Annotated in this window: 14 protein-coding genes; 10 read left to right on the plus strand and 4 right to left on the minus strand. The window is 64.9% G+C overall.

What is annotated here, in order from left to right:
- Positions 1-4: 4 nt before the first annotated feature.
- The 9 genes from QUG01_RS02870 (at position 5) to QUG01_RS02910 (ending at position 8530) form a co-directional block, all read left to right on the plus strand.
- The gene (locus QUG01_RS02870) at positions 5-736 is read left to right on the plus strand and encodes a flagellar basal body rod protein FlgF (RefSeq protein ID WP_500828796.1); all 732 of its coding nucleotides are present in this window, start codon (positions 5-7) and stop codon (positions 734-736) included.
- Positions 737-748: 12 nt separating this feature from the next.
- Complete coding sequence (flgG, locus tag QUG01_RS02875) at positions 749-1537, plus strand: flagellar basal-body rod protein FlgG (protein ID WP_103319288.1); 789 nt, start codon at positions 749-751, stop codon at positions 1535-1537.
- Positions 1534-2187 (plus strand): flagellar basal body L-ring protein FlgH, encoded by a 654-nt coding sequence (flgH, locus tag QUG01_RS02880; protein ID WP_500828797.1) that lies wholly within the window; start codon positions 1534-1536, stop codon positions 2185-2187. The genes flgG and flgH overlap by 4 nt, the downstream gene beginning before the upstream one ends.
- Positions 2188-2195: 8 nt before the next feature.
- Complete coding sequence (locus QUG01_RS02885) at positions 2196-3302, plus strand: flagellar basal body P-ring protein FlgI (protein ID WP_103319292.1); 1107 nt, start codon at positions 2196-2198, stop codon at positions 3300-3302.
- Positions 3303-3444: 142 nt separating this feature from the next.
- Complete coding sequence (locus QUG01_RS02890) at positions 3445-3867, plus strand: rod-binding protein (protein ID WP_103319293.1); 423 nt, start codon at positions 3445-3447, stop codon at positions 3865-3867.
- Positions 3868-3879: 12 nt separating this feature from the next.
- The gene (gene flgK, locus QUG01_RS02895; protein WP_500828798.1) at positions 3880-5247 is read left to right on the plus strand and encodes a flagellar hook-associated protein FlgK; all 1368 of its coding nucleotides are present in this window, start codon (positions 3880-3882) and stop codon (positions 5245-5247) included.
- Between the two features lie 8 nt (positions 5248-5255).
- Positions 5256-6164 carry a flagellar hook-associated protein FlgL gene (gene flgL / locus QUG01_RS02900; protein WP_500828799.1) on the plus strand — a complete coding sequence of 303 codons (909 nt, stop codon included), beginning with the start codon at positions 5256-5258 and terminating at the stop codon, positions 6162-6164.
- A gap of 4 nt (positions 6165-6168) precedes the next feature.
- Positions 6169-7200 (plus strand): hypothetical protein, encoded by a 1032-nt coding sequence (locus QUG01_RS02905; RefSeq protein WP_500828800.1) that lies wholly within the window; start codon positions 6169-6171, stop codon positions 7198-7200.
- Positions 7201-7315: 115 nt separating this feature from the next.
- On the plus strand, positions 7316-8530 hold the full coding sequence (locus QUG01_RS02910; protein ID WP_500828801.1) for a phospholipase D-like domain-containing protein: 1215 nt from the start codon (positions 7316-7318) through the stop codon (positions 8528-8530).
- Positions 8531-8536: 6 nt separating this feature from the next.
- Here QUG01_RS02910 and QUG01_RS02915 read toward each other — a convergent pair whose 3' ends face one another.
- Positions 8537-8980, minus strand: coding sequence for an Lrp/AsnC family transcriptional regulator (locus tag QUG01_RS02915; protein WP_307913807.1), 444 nt, complete (start codon positions 8978-8980; stop codon positions 8537-8539).
- Between the two features lie 397 nt (positions 8981-9377).
- Between QUG01_RS02915 and QUG01_RS02920 the strand changes: the two genes are divergently transcribed.
- The gene (locus tag QUG01_RS02920) at positions 9378-9986 is read left to right on the plus strand and encodes a LysE family translocator (protein WP_500828802.1); all 609 of its coding nucleotides are present in this window, start codon (positions 9378-9380) and stop codon (positions 9984-9986) included.
- Positions 9987-10028: 42 nt separating this feature from the next.
- On the opposite strand, the gene QUG01_RS02925 is transcribed toward QUG01_RS02920, so the two are convergent.
- The 3 genes from QUG01_RS02925 to QUG01_RS02935 all read right to left on the minus strand — a co-directional run bounded on the left by QUG01_RS02925 (position 10029) and on the right by QUG01_RS02935 (position 14691).
- Positions 10029-12110 carry a methyl-accepting chemotaxis protein gene (locus tag QUG01_RS02925; RefSeq protein WP_500828803.1) on the minus strand — a complete coding sequence of 694 codons (2082 nt, stop codon included), beginning with the start codon at positions 12108-12110 and terminating at the stop codon, positions 10029-10031.
- 269 nt (positions 12111-12379) lie between these two features.
- Positions 12380-14146: a hybrid sensor histidine kinase/response regulator gene (locus tag QUG01_RS02930; protein WP_500828804.1), complete on the minus strand. Its 1767-nt coding sequence runs from the start codon at positions 14144-14146 to the stop codon at positions 12380-12382.
- Positions 14143-14691 carry a putative pterin-binding protein gene (locus QUG01_RS02935; RefSeq protein WP_500828805.1) on the minus strand — a complete coding sequence of 183 codons (549 nt, stop codon included), beginning with the start codon at positions 14689-14691 and terminating at the stop codon, positions 14143-14145. Before QUG01_RS02935 ends, QUG01_RS02930 begins: the two co-directional genes overlap by 4 nt.
- Positions 14692-14754 lie beyond the last annotated feature (63 nt).

Here is a 14754-nt window from a genome sequence, read left to right on the forward strand (position 1 = left end):
GGCGATGGACGCGCTGATCTACACCGCGATGAGCGGCGCGGGCCGTTTGCTCAAATCGCAGCAAATTCATGCCAACAATCTGGCCAACGCCGAAACCGGCGGCTTCCGCGCCGACATCGACACCGCCGTCAGCCAGGCCGTGCCGGGCTACGGCTACGACGCCCGGCTGCTGAGCCAGAATGCGCCGACCGCGCTGGACACCCGCAACGGCACGGTGGTGGAAACCGGCCGCGATCTGGACGTGGCGCTGCAGGGTGATGGCTTCATCGCCATCGCCGCGCCGGACGGCAGCGAGGCTTACACCCGCGCCGGCAGCATGGTGGCCGGCGCCGACGGCACGCTCAGCGTCAATGGCCATCCGGTGCTGGGCGACGGCGGTGCGATCCGCCTGCCGGAAGGCTATCTGAAGGTCAGCGTCGCCGCCGACGGCACCGTGTCGGTGCTGAATCCCGGCGATGCCGAGATGCAGCCGGTGGACAAGCTGAAGCTGGTCAAGCCCGATGCGCGCGAACTGGCCAAGAGCGCCGACGGCCTGATCGTGCCGCGCCAGGGCGCGCCGCTGCCCGCCGACGACAGCGTCAAGGTGCAGAGCGGCCATCTGGAACGCAGCAATGTGTCCGCGGTGGAGGAAATGGTGGCCACCATGACGCTCAACCGCAATTTCGAAATGCAAATGAAGCTGTTCAACGCCGCCAGCGACATGAACGAGGCGGGCAACCGCCTGCTGCGCGGCTGATAGGAGAGTTCGATGAACCCGGCACTGTGGATCAGCAAAACCGGCATCCAGGCGCAGGACGCGCGCCTGACCGCCATCGCCAACAACCTGGCCAACGTCAACACTACCGGCTTCAAGCGCGACCGCATGGTGTTCGAGGACATGTTCTACCAGGTGGACCGCCAGCCCGGCAGCAAGGTGGACGACAACAACCTGTCGCCGTCCGGCGTGCAGCTGGGCAACGGCACGCGCCTGGTGGGCAGCCAGAAAGTATTCACCGAAGGCAACCTGACTACCACCAACCAGACGCTGGACGTGGCCATCGTCGGCCAGGGCTTTCTGCAGGTGAAGATGAGCAACGGCGAAACCGGCTACACCCGCGCCGGCCAGTTGCAGCTGAACGCGGACGGCCTGGTGGTCAATGCCCAGGGCCTGCCGCTGGAGCCGGAAATCAAGATTCCGGCGACGGCCACCAAGATTTCCATCAGCGAAACCGGCGTGGTGTCGGTGACCGAAGGCAGCGCGACCACGCCCACCGATGTCGGCCAGATCACGCTGGCCAACTTCGTCAACCCCACCGGCTTGTTGGCGCTGGGCGACAATCTGTTCCAGGAAACCGCCGCCAGCGGCAACGCCACCACCGGCAACCCCGGCGCCGACGCGCTGGGCAAGCTGAAGCAGGGCAGCCTGGAAGGCTCCAATGTGCAGGTGGTGGAGGAAATGGTGGACATGATCGCGGCGCAGCGCACTTATGAAATGAACACCAAGGTGTTGAGCGCGGCCGACAATATGCTGCAGCAACTGGGCCAATCGGTGCGATGACCTTGCTACGCCCGCTCACGCTCGCCGCGCTGCTGTTGGCCGGCTGCGCCCAGTTCCAGCCGGCGCCGCCGCCGCCCGATCCGCTGCCCGAGCTGGTGCGGCAGTCGGCCGAGGCGCCGCGCGGCGGCGGCGTGTTCACCGCAGGCGGCACGTTGTCGCTGATCTCGGACAACCGCGCCTTCCGCCCCGGCGACATCCTGACCGTGGTGCTGGAAGAAACCACCCAGGCCAGCAAGCAGGCCGGCACCACCTTCGGCAAGCAATCCGGCGCCAAGATCGGGCCGTCGCTGATCGGCAACACCACCTTCAATGCCCAGGTGGGCATAGACGCCAACCGCAATTTCAACGGCTCGTCCACCTCCACCCAGCAGAACGCGCTGGCCGGCTCGCTGACCGTGGTGGTGCACAAGGTCTTGCCCAATGGGCTGCTGCAGGTCAAGGGCGAGAAGCAGCTGACGCTGAACCAGGGCGAGGAGTCCTTGCGGCTGGCCGGCTATGTGCGGGTGGAAGACATCGACACCGACAACCGCGTGTCCTCGCTGCGCATCGCCAACGCCCGCATCGGCTATTCCGGCAGCGGCGCGCTGGCCGACGCCAATAATCCCGGCTGGCTGATGAAGTTCTTCACCAGTCCGCTGATGCCGTTCTAGGGCTATCGATGAGATTGACACTTTTGAAGCGCCTGATCGTCGCCGCCAGCCTGGCGGCGTTGTCGCTTGCCGCCGCCGCCCAGCCGCTGCGGCAACTGGTCAATGTGGAAGGCATACGCGACAACCAGCTGATAGGCTACGGCATCGTGGTGGGCCTGGACGGCACCGGCGACAACTCGCAGGTGAAGTTCTCCGGCCAGTCCGTGGCCAATATGCTGAAGCAGTTCGGCTTGAAAATGCCGGAAAAGACCGACACCCGCGTCAAGAACGTGGCGGCGGTGATGGTCAGCGCCAGCCTGCCGCCGGGTTACAGCCGCGGGCAGACCATAGACGTGACGGTGTCGTCGCTGGGCGACGCCAAGAGCCTGCGCGGCGGCACGCTGCTGTTGACGCAGCTGAAGGCGGCCAATGGCGAAGTGTACGCGCTGGCCCAGGGCAGCGTGGTGATAGGCGGCTTGTCGGCGCAGGGCAAGAGCGGCTCCAGTGTCACCGTCAACACGCCCACCGCCGGGCGCATTCCCAACGGCGCCAGCATAGAGCGCGAGATTCCCAGCGATTTCGAGCAGGGCGATTCGGTTCGGCTCAGTCTGCGCCGCCCCAGCTTCGAAACCGCCACCAATGTGGTGAAAACCATCAACCGCAGCTACGGCAAGATCGCCAGCACCCGCAACGCCACCACCATAGAAGTGCGGGCGCCGCAGGACCCGACCGAGCGCGTGGCCTTCGTCGCGCGGCTGGAAAAGCTCAATGTGGACGTGGGCCAGGAGATTCCGCGCGTGGTGTTCAATTCGCGCACCGGCACCGTGGTGATCAGCGAGGGTGTCACCGTGCGGCCGGCTGCGGTGTCGCACGGCAGCTTGCGCGTGGTGATTTCCGAGTCGTCCCAGGTCAGCCAGCCCGGGCCGTTCAGCAACGGCGACACCAAGGTGGTGCCCAATTCCAGCGTGCAGGTGGAGCAGGGCCAGGGACGCATGTTCAAGTGGCCGGCCGGCGCCAGCCTGCGCGCCATCATCGACACCGTCAACCGCACCGGCGCCACGCCGGACGACGTGATGGCCATCCTGCAGGCGCTGGATCAGGCCGGGGCGATAGATGGCGAGTTGGTGGTGATATAAAAGCTCGTGTTTGCAGATTTTGAATCCGCTTCGCAAGGGCAGGCTTGAAGGGACTGGGCGCGACGAAGACGCCATGGCTTGCGGATCAGACATGCCTCTGCGGCGAGTAAATACTATGAACAGGTTCTATGGAGCGTCTGCGATGCTGAACAATGACTTGCAAAACCCGTCCGCGCAAGGCGGAGCCGAGCAGCCTGTCGCGCCGGCCAGCCCGGAATACCGCAAGAAGGCCGAAAAAGCCGCGGAGATGTTCGAGGCGCAGTTCGTGCGCGAGATGTTCAAGCAGATGCGCAAGACCACGCGCGAAGTGGCAGGCGAGGACAGCGTATTCGCCAAGTCCGTCAACGGCGACATGCAGGACATCGCCGACGGCGCGTTGGCGGACCAGCTGGCCGGCAAGCGCGCCTTCGGCATCGCCAACCTGATCCTGGCGCAGCTGCTGCCGGCCGACGGGAATATTCCCCTTAAGAACCCGGACCAGGCCGTCGCCCGTCTGCAGCAGGGGCGCGACGCAGGCCAGGGTTTGGCGGCCTTCTCCGCGCCTATGTTTCCACTTTCCAAGTGATGACCGCCCACGATGCGCATGATCGATAACGCGCTGACCGGCGCGCAGGCCGCCCAGGTCGCGCTCAATACGGCCAGCCAGAACATCGCCAACCAGCAGACGCCCGGCTACTCGCGCCAGGGCGTGGCGCTGGCCACGCAAACGCCGGGACTCGGCGATCCCAATAGCGCCGGCTATGGCGTGGCGGTGGCCAGCGTGCGCCGCTTCAGCGACGACTACAAGAATCTGCAGCAATGGCAGGCCGGCTCCCATGTCGGCGCGCTGTCTGCCGCCCAGCCTTACTTCAGCCAGCTGGAAAAGGTGATGGGCAGCGACGGCAGCAGCCTGTCCGCCGGCTTCGACAAATTCTTCGCCGCGCTCAACGCCGCCAGCCTGGATTCCAATACCATGCGCGACCAGGTGGTGCGCGAGGCCGGCTCGCTGGCGCAACGCTTCAACAATCTGTACGGCGTGCTGACCTCGCAGCAGGCGGCCATCGCCGAACAACGCTCCGCCACGCTGACCCAGATCAACAGCGCGACGGCCAATCTGGCGACGCTCAACCAGAAGCTGATCGCCGCGCGGGCGCAGGGCATCAATACCTCCGGCCTGGAAGACGAGCGCGACCGCCAGATCGACGCGCTGGCGTCCCTGGTGGAAGTGCGGGTCGTGGCGCAGCCGGACGGCGGCAAGTCCATCTCGCTGACCAACGGTCTGCCGCTGGTGTCCGGCGACAGCGCCGCCACCCTGTCCAGCGAAGCGCAGCCGGATGGCAGCCAGCAGCTGAAGCTGGCCTTCGGCACCGAGAAATACGCCATGCCCGGCGGCGATCTGGGCGGCCAGCTGGGCGGGCTCAACCAGTTCGAGGTCCAGGTATTGCGGCCGGCGCAGGAACAGGTGCGCGCGCTGGCCGGCGAGCTGGCCAGCCGCGTCAATGGCCAGCTGGCCAAGGGCTACGACATGAATGGCCAGAGCGGCAAGCCGCTGTTCCAGTTCGACCCCGGCGCGGCGCACGGCCTGCTGCAAACTACCGGCATCGGCGCGGCGGATCTGGGCTTTTCCGCCGATCCGGCCAAGCCCGGCAACAACGACAATCTGCAGCAGATCCTGGCGATCCGGCAGCAGCGCTTCGCCTTGTCCGGCATTGGCCAGGTGACGCTGGGCGACGCCTATTCGCAGATGATCGGCCACCTGGCCATCGCCAGCCAGCAGAACAAATCCGGCCTGGACACCGCCAATGTGATCCGCGCCGAATCGGAAAAAAACTGGCAGGGCACGTCCGGCGTCAACGGCGACGAAGAAGCGGTGAGCCTGATCGAATTCCAGAAGATGTACCAGGCCAATATGAAGGTGATTTCGGTGGCGAACCAGCTGTTCGAAAGCACCTTGGCCATCCTGTAAGGACAAGCATGCGTATCTCCAGCAACCAGTACCAGTCCGTCGTGCTGCTGGCCATGCAGAACAGCAGTTCCGGTATGGCCGAGCTTCTGCAGAAGATGTCCAGCGGCAAGAGCATGCTGGCGCCGTCGGAAAACCCGATCGCCAGCGTGCGCCTGCTGCGGCTGCAGCGCGAAGAGGCCGCGCTGTCCCAGTACCGCGACAATATCGGCGCGCTGAAGTCCCGGCTCAGCCAGAATGAAACGTTGCTGGGCGGCATCAGCGCCAATCTGCGCGACGCGCGCGACATCCTGGTGGCGGCGGCCAATCCGGCGCCGGCCGAAGACCTGAAGGCGATGGCGTCGCCCTTGATCAGCCTGCGCGACAGCATCCTGTTCGCCGCCAACACCAAGGACAGCGAGGGCCGCTATCTGTTCTCCGGCAGCGCCGTCAACAGCGCGGCCATCAAATTCGACGCCAGCCAGGCAGTCGGCAGCCGCTACAGCTTCAGCGGCAACACCGATCGCCAGCAGGTGACGGTGGGCGAAGGAGTGACCCAGGCATCCAACGTCACGCTGGAGTCCATGCCGGCGCTGCTCAACCAATTGGACAAGGTGATCGCCACGCTGCAAAGCCCGACGCTGGACAGCAAGGACCCGGCGGTGGGCGCCGCCGTGCGCGCCACCATGGACAGCGTGGACAGCGCCTTGTCCAGCGTCAGCGGCAGCATTTCCGAGCTGGGCGGCGCGCAGAACGTGCTGCAGACCCTGGACGGCAACCACAACAGCCTGAGCCTGGCCAACCAGCAGAGCCTGCTGGAGCTGGGCGGTCTGGACTACGGCACCGCGTATATGAATATGGGCCAGTTGTCGATGGCGCTGCAGGCCAGTCAGAAAGCCTACGGCAAGGTCAGCCAGCTGACGCTGTTCAATGTGATCTGACGCCATGCCCGCCACACTCGGTTCCATTTCCCATTCGCCAGGCGACAAGCGCTGGAGCAAGGACGGCGCGCCGATCGCGGCTGCCGCGCGCGGCGCCGGCGTCGCTTCCCGCGCGGCCTTGGCCAGCGCCCGCCCGCAGACGGGCGCCGCTTCCGGCTGGCGTTACAGCACCCAGCTGAACGAACAGCTGACGTCGGCGCAGTGCGCGCTGGACTACGTGGAAGACATGCTGAGCCAGCTGCAAGGCTTCAAGGACAGCCTGAGCCAGCAACTGACGCAGCGCCGTCTGGATACGGAAGGCTTGAATGCCCAGCGCGACGCATTGGGTCAGGCGTGGCAGCGCCGCCGCGATGACAGCGCCGGCAGCCTGGACAGCCAGCTGCGCCTGTCGCTGGGCGCGCCGGCGCGGCAGCGTTTCGTCGCGCGCGGACTGGACTTGGACAGCCTGACCTCCGGCGCGCCTGAAACGCTGGTGTTTTCGGTCGGCGGCGGCGCACCTGCCGCGGTGCGCGTCGGCGAGGGCGTCCGGCGCGACGAGGCATTGCGCGGCCTGAACCAGGCTTTGGGGCCGGCCGGCGTGCGTTGCGAACTCGATGACTACGGGCGCTTGGGTTTCAGTTGCAGCGAGCGGGACTGGGACAAGCTGCAGGGCGCGCTGACCGTGCGCGGCGGGGGCGTGCGTTTTCCCGGCGGCGTGCCGCAGCCGCTGGCGCTGGAAGCCGAGGCTCCTGCGATCGATGCCTCGCGCTGGCGGGCGGACGATCACGCCCAGGTACGCTTGGCCTTGCAGGACGTGCTGCGCGCCATCGCCAGGCTGCAGCAAACCCATTCGGCGATTGACGGCGCCATCGCCGAGGCCCGGCAGTCGATCAGCCAGCTGTCGCGCACGGACGAGCAAAGCTGGGCCAGCGGTTTCGTCAGCGACTTCAACGCCCGGCTCAACCAAACCGCCGACTTCAACCATCTGCAGCAGCTGGTGCCGGCGCTGCTCGGCATCAGCCGCTATAGGGTGCTGGCGCTGCTTTCGCTTCGTTAACAGGCCACAGCGGGTCTGTCTTGATGGCTGCCTTTCGGCAGCCTTTTTTCATGTCGGGTACATACTCGCTTAACATGGCTATGTCATGATCTGAAATTTTCCGAAGGAAGCCGCAATGTCCAAACGCTGGTGGCCGCTGGCCCTGACCATGGCAGCCTCGCTGGCCCGCGCCGATTTCTCCATTCCCGGTTTCGAGCTGGTGCATACCGCGCCGCAGCATGCGCATCTGGATACGCCCGACCTGCGCGACCCGGCCACGGTGTGGAGCCAGTTGTTCGACGCTGCCAAGCGCGAGATTGTGTTGGAGCAGTTCTACGTGGCCGGGCACGATGGCAGCAAGCTGGATCAGGTGATCGATCATCTGGACGCCGCCGGCCGCCGCGGGGTGAAGATCCGCTTTCTGATGGAAAAGAAGGGCATGTTCGCCAGCGAGCCGGCAACGATAGCGCGGCTGAAGCGCATCCCCAATCTGGAATACCGCCAGTTGGACTACAACCAGCTGACCGGCAACGGCATCATCCACGCCAAGTTCATCGTGGTGGACGGGCAGTCCGCTTATGTCGGCAGCCAGAACTTCGACTGGCGCTCGCTGCAGCACATCCATGAAACCGGGCTCAAGGTGGACGATGCGGCCATGGCCGGCCGCATGCAGGCCATCTTCGAACAGGATTGGGCGGCGCAGGCGACGCTTGCCGCCGGCGGCAAGGTCAAGCCCTTGCGCGAGGACGAGCAGGCGGCAGACCTGTCACAGCCGGCGGCGCTGCTGGCCAGCCCCAATGCCTACAACCCGGACGGCGTCGGCGATTCAGAACAGGCGCTGCCGCGACTGATGGCCGAGGCGCAGCGCGAAGTCCGCATTCAGCTCTTGGACTACGCGCCGCTGAGCTATGGCAAGCCGCGCAGCTACTATCCGATGTTCGACAACGCCATCCGCGGCGCGCTGGCGCGCGGCGTCAAGGTCAAGCTGATGGTGTCGGACTGGAATCTGGAAAAGCCGGGCGTGGACTACTTGAAGAGCCTGGCGGTGCTGCCCGGCATGGAGGTCCGCATCGTCACCATCCCGCGCGACGGCGCCTGCATTCCGTTTGCCCGCGTCATCCACAGCAAAACCATGGAGATAGACGGCAAGATCGCCTGGGTGGGCACCAGCAACTGGAGCGGCGGCTATATGGACAAATCGCGCAATCTGGAAGTGGTGCTGCGCAACGAGGCGATGGCGCGACGCATCGCCGCCTTGCACGAACAAACCTGGTCCTCGCCGTACGCTGCGCCGCTGGATGCCGGCCGCGCATATCAGGCGCCGGACAAGGCCTGCCGCCAGGCAGGCTGAGGCCGCTCAGCGCGGCGGCCGCACCGGCCGCTCCGACAGCGGCGTGGACAGGATGATGGAGGTGCGGGTTTCGCCCAGGTCGTTCAGCTGCGCCACCAGCATTTCCAGATGGGACACGTCGCGCGCCAAGAGCCTGAATACGTAGGAGTCCACGCCGGTCACATGGTGGCATTCCATCACCTCCGGCATGGCCTCCAGCCGCGCGAGCAGGGTTTTCTTGTCCGGCTGCGGCACAGTGATGCCCACCAGCGCCGACAGCGCGTAACCGGCGCGCAGCGGCGCCACCCGCGCGTGATAGCCCTGGATTACGCCGGCCTCCTCCAGCCGTTTGACCCGTTCCGACACCGCCGGCACCGACAGGCCCACCGCCTGCGCCAGCTCGGTCAGCGATTGCCGGGCGTTGGCCTGCAGGGCGGTCAATATCGCCCAGGATTTGGCATCGACTTCCATTCGTAAACGCTTTCCCGCTTTTGATGGTGTTTTTGAAGGTTAGCATGGTTGATGGCCGAAAAATCCTCATAGGCCGCCGCGCTCGGCGCAGGCAGACTAGGGGCTGTTGACGTTTGGGGAGCGGTCGCGCCGGGATGCGTTTTGCGCCGAATCGAGGCGTTTCGCGCGCCGCATAGTCATTCTCTGCCAGCGCGGAACAACGAAGAGTCGGCGCGAAAGGCGCCCGGCCCTGCGGGTTTGGCCGCTTTGGGCCGGAAGCCGCGTTGCCCAGTCCTTGCATAGAATGACTATGCGTCGGACTGCGCGCCTTGCTTCCGGGCCAAATCGGCTCAAACGCGATCCACTCACCAAACGTCAACAGCCCCTAGCGGCATCGCAAATACGAAAGGAGGCGGCGATGTTTTGGCAGGCGGCTTGGATAGGCATCGCCATCGCGGCGCCGGTGGGGCCGATAGGTTTGCTGTGCATCAGCCGCACCCTGCGCGGCGGTCCGCGGCTGGGGCTGGCCACCGGCCTGGGCGCGGCGAGCGCCGATGGTTTGTTCGCGCTCTCTGGCGCATGGGGAGGCGGTTTCGCCATGCAGCTTGCCGGCGCCTTGGCCCGGCCGCTGGGGTGGGCGGCTTGCTTGCTGCTGGCCTGGCTTGGCCTTGCCACCTTGCGCCGGCCCGCCGCAGAAGGGCGGGATGATGCGGAGCGGCATCTGGGCAAGGCCTACCTCAGCGCCTTGTTGCTGACGCTGGGCAACCCGATGACGATACTGTCTTTCGCCGCAGTCGCCGCCGCGCTGTCCGGCGGTTTGCGCCTTGACGCCGCGCGGCAACTGGAAATCGTGGCGGGCGTGTTTTGCAGTTCGGCCATGTGGTGGCTGTTGCTCTCCTATGGCGGCGGCGCGCTCTTGCTCAGGCTGGGGCCACGCGGCCGGCGAGGGCTGGACCTGGGCTGCGGCCTTGTCTTATTGGGCTTCGCCATCGGTTTGGCGCTGCGCATGGCGGGGCGAGGGCAATGAAAAAGCCCGGGCAGGCCGGGCTTTCAGCGAAGCGGGCGCCGATTACAACTTGAAGTGCCCCACCAGTTGCTCCAATTCGCTGGACAGCTCGCGCAGGCGGCTGACGGCATCGCTGACTTCGCGCACGGTCTGGTTATTGCTTTGCGCCATGCCGCTGATGCGCTCCACATTCTGGGCGATTTCCTGGCTGGCGCTGGATTGCTGGCGGGTGGCCGTGGCGATGTCGACAATGCTGGCCACCAACTGGCGGTTGTAGTCCTGCACTTCGCGCATGGCCTGGTTGGCTTCCTCGGCGATGCCGACGCTGAGATCGACCTGCTGGCTGCTGTTCTGCACGTCCCCCACTGCCTGGCGCGTTTCGCTGCTGATCGCTTCGACGATGCGGGTGATCTGCACCGTGGCCTCGGCGGTGCGGCCGGCCAGATTACGGACTTCGTCGGCTACCACGGCGAAGCCGCGGCCCATTTCACCGGCGCGCGCCGCTTCGATGGCCGCGTTCAGGGCCAGCAGATTGGTCTGATCGGCGATGTCCTTGATCACGCCGACGATGGTGGTGACCTCATTGGAGCGGTTGCCCAGGCCGCTCATGCGGTCGGCCAGCGCGTGCATGGTGTCGGTCATGCGCTGGATTTCGCCGGTGACGCGGTTGACCTTGGCCACGCTCTGTTCGGTCAGTTCGCCGGTTTCGCGGGCGATGCTGCCGGCCTGCTGCGCGGTGTCGGCGATGTGCTGGGCGCCGACGGTGACCTGTTGCACGCTGGCGGCGCTGGCGGAGGCCGCATCGGATTGCTGGGTGGACGCGTCGTGCACCTGGCTGGCGGAATGGCTGAGCTGGCTGGCGGCGGCCGAAACCTGGCGGCTTTGCTCCCGCACCTGGATGAACATGTCGCGCAGGCTGTCCAGGAAGCGGTTGAAGGCATAGGCGGTGCGGCCGATCTCGTCGCGGTTGGCGATGGCGATGCGCGAGGTCAGATCGCCGCCGCCGTCGGCCAGTTGCTCCATGGTTTCCGCCAGTTTGATCAGCGGTTTGGTCAGGGTGCGGATCACTACGGTCAGCAACAGCAGGATCAGCGCCAGCGCCGCCACGCCAATGGCGATGGCCGCGAACATCGAGCGCCGGGCCTCGGCCGTGATGGCGGCGGTGGGGATGCTGATGCCGATGGACCAGAACTGGCCGGTTTCGCCGACGCGTATGGGGTGGAAGAAGTGGGTGAACCCTCCGTCCTCATAGACGAAGTCGCTGCCTTTTTTAATGTCGGGCAGGCGGGCGAACAGCGGATCTTCCTTGGCCACCGGCTTGCCCAGCAACTCGGCCTGGGGATTGACGACATAGATGCCGCCTTCGGACACGATGCGGATGAAGCCGGTTTCGCGCGGGTGGATGGGGCCAAAGCGCTTTTGCAGCTGGTCCAGCGCCAGGTCGGTAGCCGAAACGCCGGTCATCTTGCCGCTGGCGTCCTTCATTACCACGGCCAGGGAGCTTTCCAGCACCTTTTTGCCTTGCACCTCGTAAGGGTAGGGCTCGGTGATGGTGTCGCGTCCGCGTTGCTTGGGCACGTAGTAGAAATCGCCCCAGCCCGGCTTTTCGTAATCCGGTTGATAGGCTTCAGGATGTTCCTTGTATTTGGGAAACTGCTTGACGCGGTCGCTGTCCACCATCACGTCCATCTGCGCCTTGCCCTGCGCATTGCGGGTGATGTAGGGCTGATAGCGGCCGGAGGGATCATGGCGCGGCCAGTCGAAACGGAAAGCGTTGTCGTTGCCGTCGAAAGCGTTAGGCTCCCACAGCATCCATAGCCCGATGGATTGCGGCGCGTTGTCCAGCAATTGCATGATCATCGCGTCGGTCTGCTTGCGGTCCGGCTTGCCGGTGCGGCGTATGCCCTCAATGGCGCCGGCCAGGTGCTTGGGCAGTTGAAAGCCGCGGTCGAAATCGCTTTCGGCATCCTTGGCGTAGCTGGCGGCTTGTTCCGTTGCCAGCTGGTAACCGTTGTCGATGGCCTCGTTGTAGTTGAGCTTGGCGATCAGCGCGATCATCACGGCAAACGCTACCGTGATGGCGGCTGCCGCGACCAGGATGATGCGGATGCCCAGGTGGCCCCATTTTTGTTGCGTCTGATTCATGACCATTACCTGCTAAACCACGTGTTGTCCGGGATTGCGATGGGCTATAAGTAGTTCTTCTTATTTGCTTTGAATATAACGTCATCTGGATTTTGTCGGCAATCCCCTTGATGGGGACAGGGGAGACTTTTGGAAATCTTAAAATAGACCAAAATCGGCCCCATCCCAGGCCTGGTTCGGGAGTGCGCAGGCGGGCTGATGCATGGTGAGGGCAAGGGCTTGATGCGCGCCGCAGGCTCAGCGGTGGGGGGGGGATGGTGAGTGAGGATTCAGGCCGTCCTGGCGGCCCCCTGCCGGCTTGCGGGCAGGTAGAGCGTCAGCAGTTTCTGCAGCTGGCCGAAGTTGAATGGTTTTTCCAGCTTGCCGGTCAACAGCGTGTGGCGCGGATCGTAGAATTCCTGTTTGAACGCGGTCATCCCGATGACTGGGGTTTTCAGATTGGTCAGCGTTTGCCGCGCCGCCTCAGCCACTTCGTAGCCGCTGGCGTTGCCGACCTGCAGATCGAGCAGCAGCAGGTGGTAGCGTTGCGACAGCACTCTTTCAATGGCCGCCGGCACGGTGGCCACGGTGTCCACCGTATAGCCCTTGGCTTCCAGCAGGGCATGGTAGGACTCGCGAATATGCTCGTCATCGTCGAGCAGCAGGATGCGTCCGGGCTGCGGCTCCGCGTCTTCAAGCTCGGCCATGCTTGCCGCCTCCAAGGCGGGCAACAGCAGCCGGAAGCAACTGCCGGCGCCTACTTGGCTGGAAACCTTGATGGTGCCGCCGAACAGCATGACCAGCTCGTGGACGATGGCCAGGCCCAGGCCGCTGCTGCCGGGGCGGCGGTTCTTGCCGCGGGCGAAAGGCCGAAACAATTGGGCTTTGATTTCATCCGGAATGCCGACGCCGGTGTCTCTTACCCAAATTTCCAGTTGCCGCTCATGGTAGCGCAAGGTCAGTTCTATGTGGCCGTTGTCGGTGTAACGAATGGCATTCGATAGCAGATTCCAGACGATCTGCCGCAGCCGGTGGCCATCCAGCCACAATGCCGGGAGGGCCGGACAGTCTATGCGCAGGCTCAAGCCCTTGGCCTCGGCATGGCTTCTATGCGCCAGCTCTACGGTTTCGATCAGCGCGGCGACGTCGGTGGCTGCCGGCTCCAGCGTCAGTTGATGGTTTTTCAGCGCCGAGATGTCCATGATGTCCCGCACCTGCTCCAGCAAGTGCTCGGTGCTGTGTTTCAGCCGGGCGAGGTAGCCATAGCCCGGCGTGTCGCGCTGCACGCTGTATTCCAGCAGTTCGACGCAAGTCTGGATGCTTTGCAGGGGCGAGCGGATTTCATGGCTGATGGTGGCGAGGAAGGTGTCGCGCGCCAGTTCGCTTTGCACCAGCGCCGCGCGCGCCGCCTGCTCGCGCTCCAGGATCTGCTGCTGTTGCGAGGCCTGGCGTTTGATTTTGCCGAAGCGGTGCATCACCACCCAGAACAGGCAGAGAAAGCCCAGCCAGCAGGTCAAACCCAGCAGATACATGGTTTGATGGTTTTCCATCAGTTTCATCTGCTGCACCATCTCGCTGTTTTCCCGCTGGCGGGCCTGGACGGCGAAGTCCGCTAGCTGCGGACGCAGCTGCGCCAAGTCCTGGGACAATTGCTGCGCGTCTTGCCGGCTCCATTGCCGCGCCGGGCGCTCGAACACGCCGGCCAGCGCGGTCCTCAACTCCGGGAAGCCCGGCACCGCCGCCAATATGGCATTGGCAGCGGACGGCTGCGAGTACATGCGGTATTTGCTGACGGCGATGGCGTAGCTGCTGTCCACTTCCTGCCGGGGAATCTGTCCGGCCTGGTAGCGCCAGGCGTCCATTTCCACTCGGTTCAGCGACAGCTGCAGCTGCGCCACCATCCAGTACAAGTCACTGGCCTTGTCTGGAATCGGCCGTTTGATCACCGATGAATACAGCGCGGCGGAAATCAGCAAGGTGGCGCACAGCGATATCACCATGAAAACGCGGCCGTAGCCTAATATCTCGCTCAGCGAGAAGCGTTTGGCGAGGCTCATCTCACCTCCATGCGGGTGACCTGCCAGATCAGCTTGGAGGTGAAAGTGCCGCCGGTTTCGTCTGACGGCATCGTCGGAATCGGGTACATCACCCAGAACGGGCCGTAGTTTTCCAGCTGTAGCGGTTTGCCGTTCCAGCGCCATGCCAGGATCACGTCGTAGCGGCTGAAATCGGCAATCGGCACGGTGATGCTGTAATCGTCCGCGCCGTAGAACTTGACTTGCGTGCCGCGGGCGCCGGCCTTGGCCAACAGATCGCGCAGCAGCGGTCCGCTGAACGTGCCCTTGGGCGTCCAGTCGGTGGCGGTGGTGATATTGCGCTGCGGCATGCTGGCCAGGCTGGCCAAGCTTAAGGTGTAGGTTTTGCTGCCTTTATCGGTGAAGTGGCCGATATCGCCGCTGATCGTCAGCGCGGGCGAGGATCCGTCCGCCGCCAAGCCGCCAGGACCCGGCGCGCCAGCCAGGACCGCCGATAGCAGAGCGGCTGCCGGGCGGAAGCGGGAAGGCGCGCTGCGGGCGCGACGACAAGCAGGGTCATGATTCATGGGCGAGGGCATGCGGGATGGACGAAAGAAAGCGCCGGGACGGGTTGAGTCCTGACGCTTGTT

Source organism: Chromobacterium sp. CCUG 76385 (genome assembly GCF_059916625.1).

Bases quoted from the DNA above. Each gene is read 5' to 3' on its own strand.
- QUG01_RS02870 (WP_500828796.1), top strand. From the start codon at position 5: ATGGACGCGCTGATCTACACCGCGATGAGCGGCGCGGGCCGTTTGCTC.
- flgG (WP_103319288.1), top strand. From the start codon at position 749: ATGAACCCGGCACTGTGGATCAGCAAAACCGGCATCCAGGCGCAGGAC.
- flgH (WP_500828797.1), top strand. From the start codon at position 1,534: ATGACCTTGCTACGCCCGCTCACGCTCGCCGCGCTGCTGTTGGCCGGC.
- QUG01_RS02885 (WP_103319292.1), top strand. From the start codon at position 2,196: ATGAGATTGACACTTTTGAAGCGCCTGATCGTCGCCGCCAGCCTGGCG.
- QUG01_RS02890 (WP_103319293.1), top strand. From the start codon at position 3,445: ATGCTGAACAATGACTTGCAAAACCCGTCCGCGCAAGGCGGAGCCGAG.
- flgK (WP_500828798.1), top strand. From the start codon at position 3,880: ATGCGCATGATCGATAACGCGCTGACCGGCGCGCAGGCCGCCCAGGTC.
- flgL (WP_500828799.1), top strand. From the start codon at position 5,256: ATGCGTATCTCCAGCAACCAGTACCAGTCCGTCGTGCTGCTGGCCATG.
- QUG01_RS02905 (WP_500828800.1), top strand. From the start codon at position 6,169: ATGCCCGCCACACTCGGTTCCATTTCCCATTCGCCAGGCGACAAGCGC.
- QUG01_RS02910 (WP_500828801.1), top strand. From the start codon at position 7,316: ATGTCCAAACGCTGGTGGCCGCTGGCCCTGACCATGGCAGCCTCGCTG.
- QUG01_RS02915 (WP_307913807.1), bottom strand. From the start codon at position 8,980: ATGGAAGTCGATGCCAAATCCTGGGCGATATTGACCGCCCTGCAGGCC.
- QUG01_RS02920 (WP_500828802.1), top strand. From the start codon at position 9,378: ATGTTTTGGCAGGCGGCTTGGATAGGCATCGCCATCGCGGCGCCGGTG.
- QUG01_RS02925 (WP_500828803.1), bottom strand. From the start codon at position 12,110: ATGAATCAGACGCAACAAAAATGGGGCCACCTGGGCATCCGCATCATC.
- QUG01_RS02930 (WP_500828804.1), bottom strand. From the start codon at position 14,146: ATGAGCCTCGCCAAACGCTTCTCGCTGAGCGAGATATTAGGCTACGGC.
- QUG01_RS02935 (WP_500828805.1), bottom strand. From the start codon at position 14,691: ATGAATCATGACCCTGCTTGTCGTCGCGCCCGCAGCGCGCCTTCCCGC.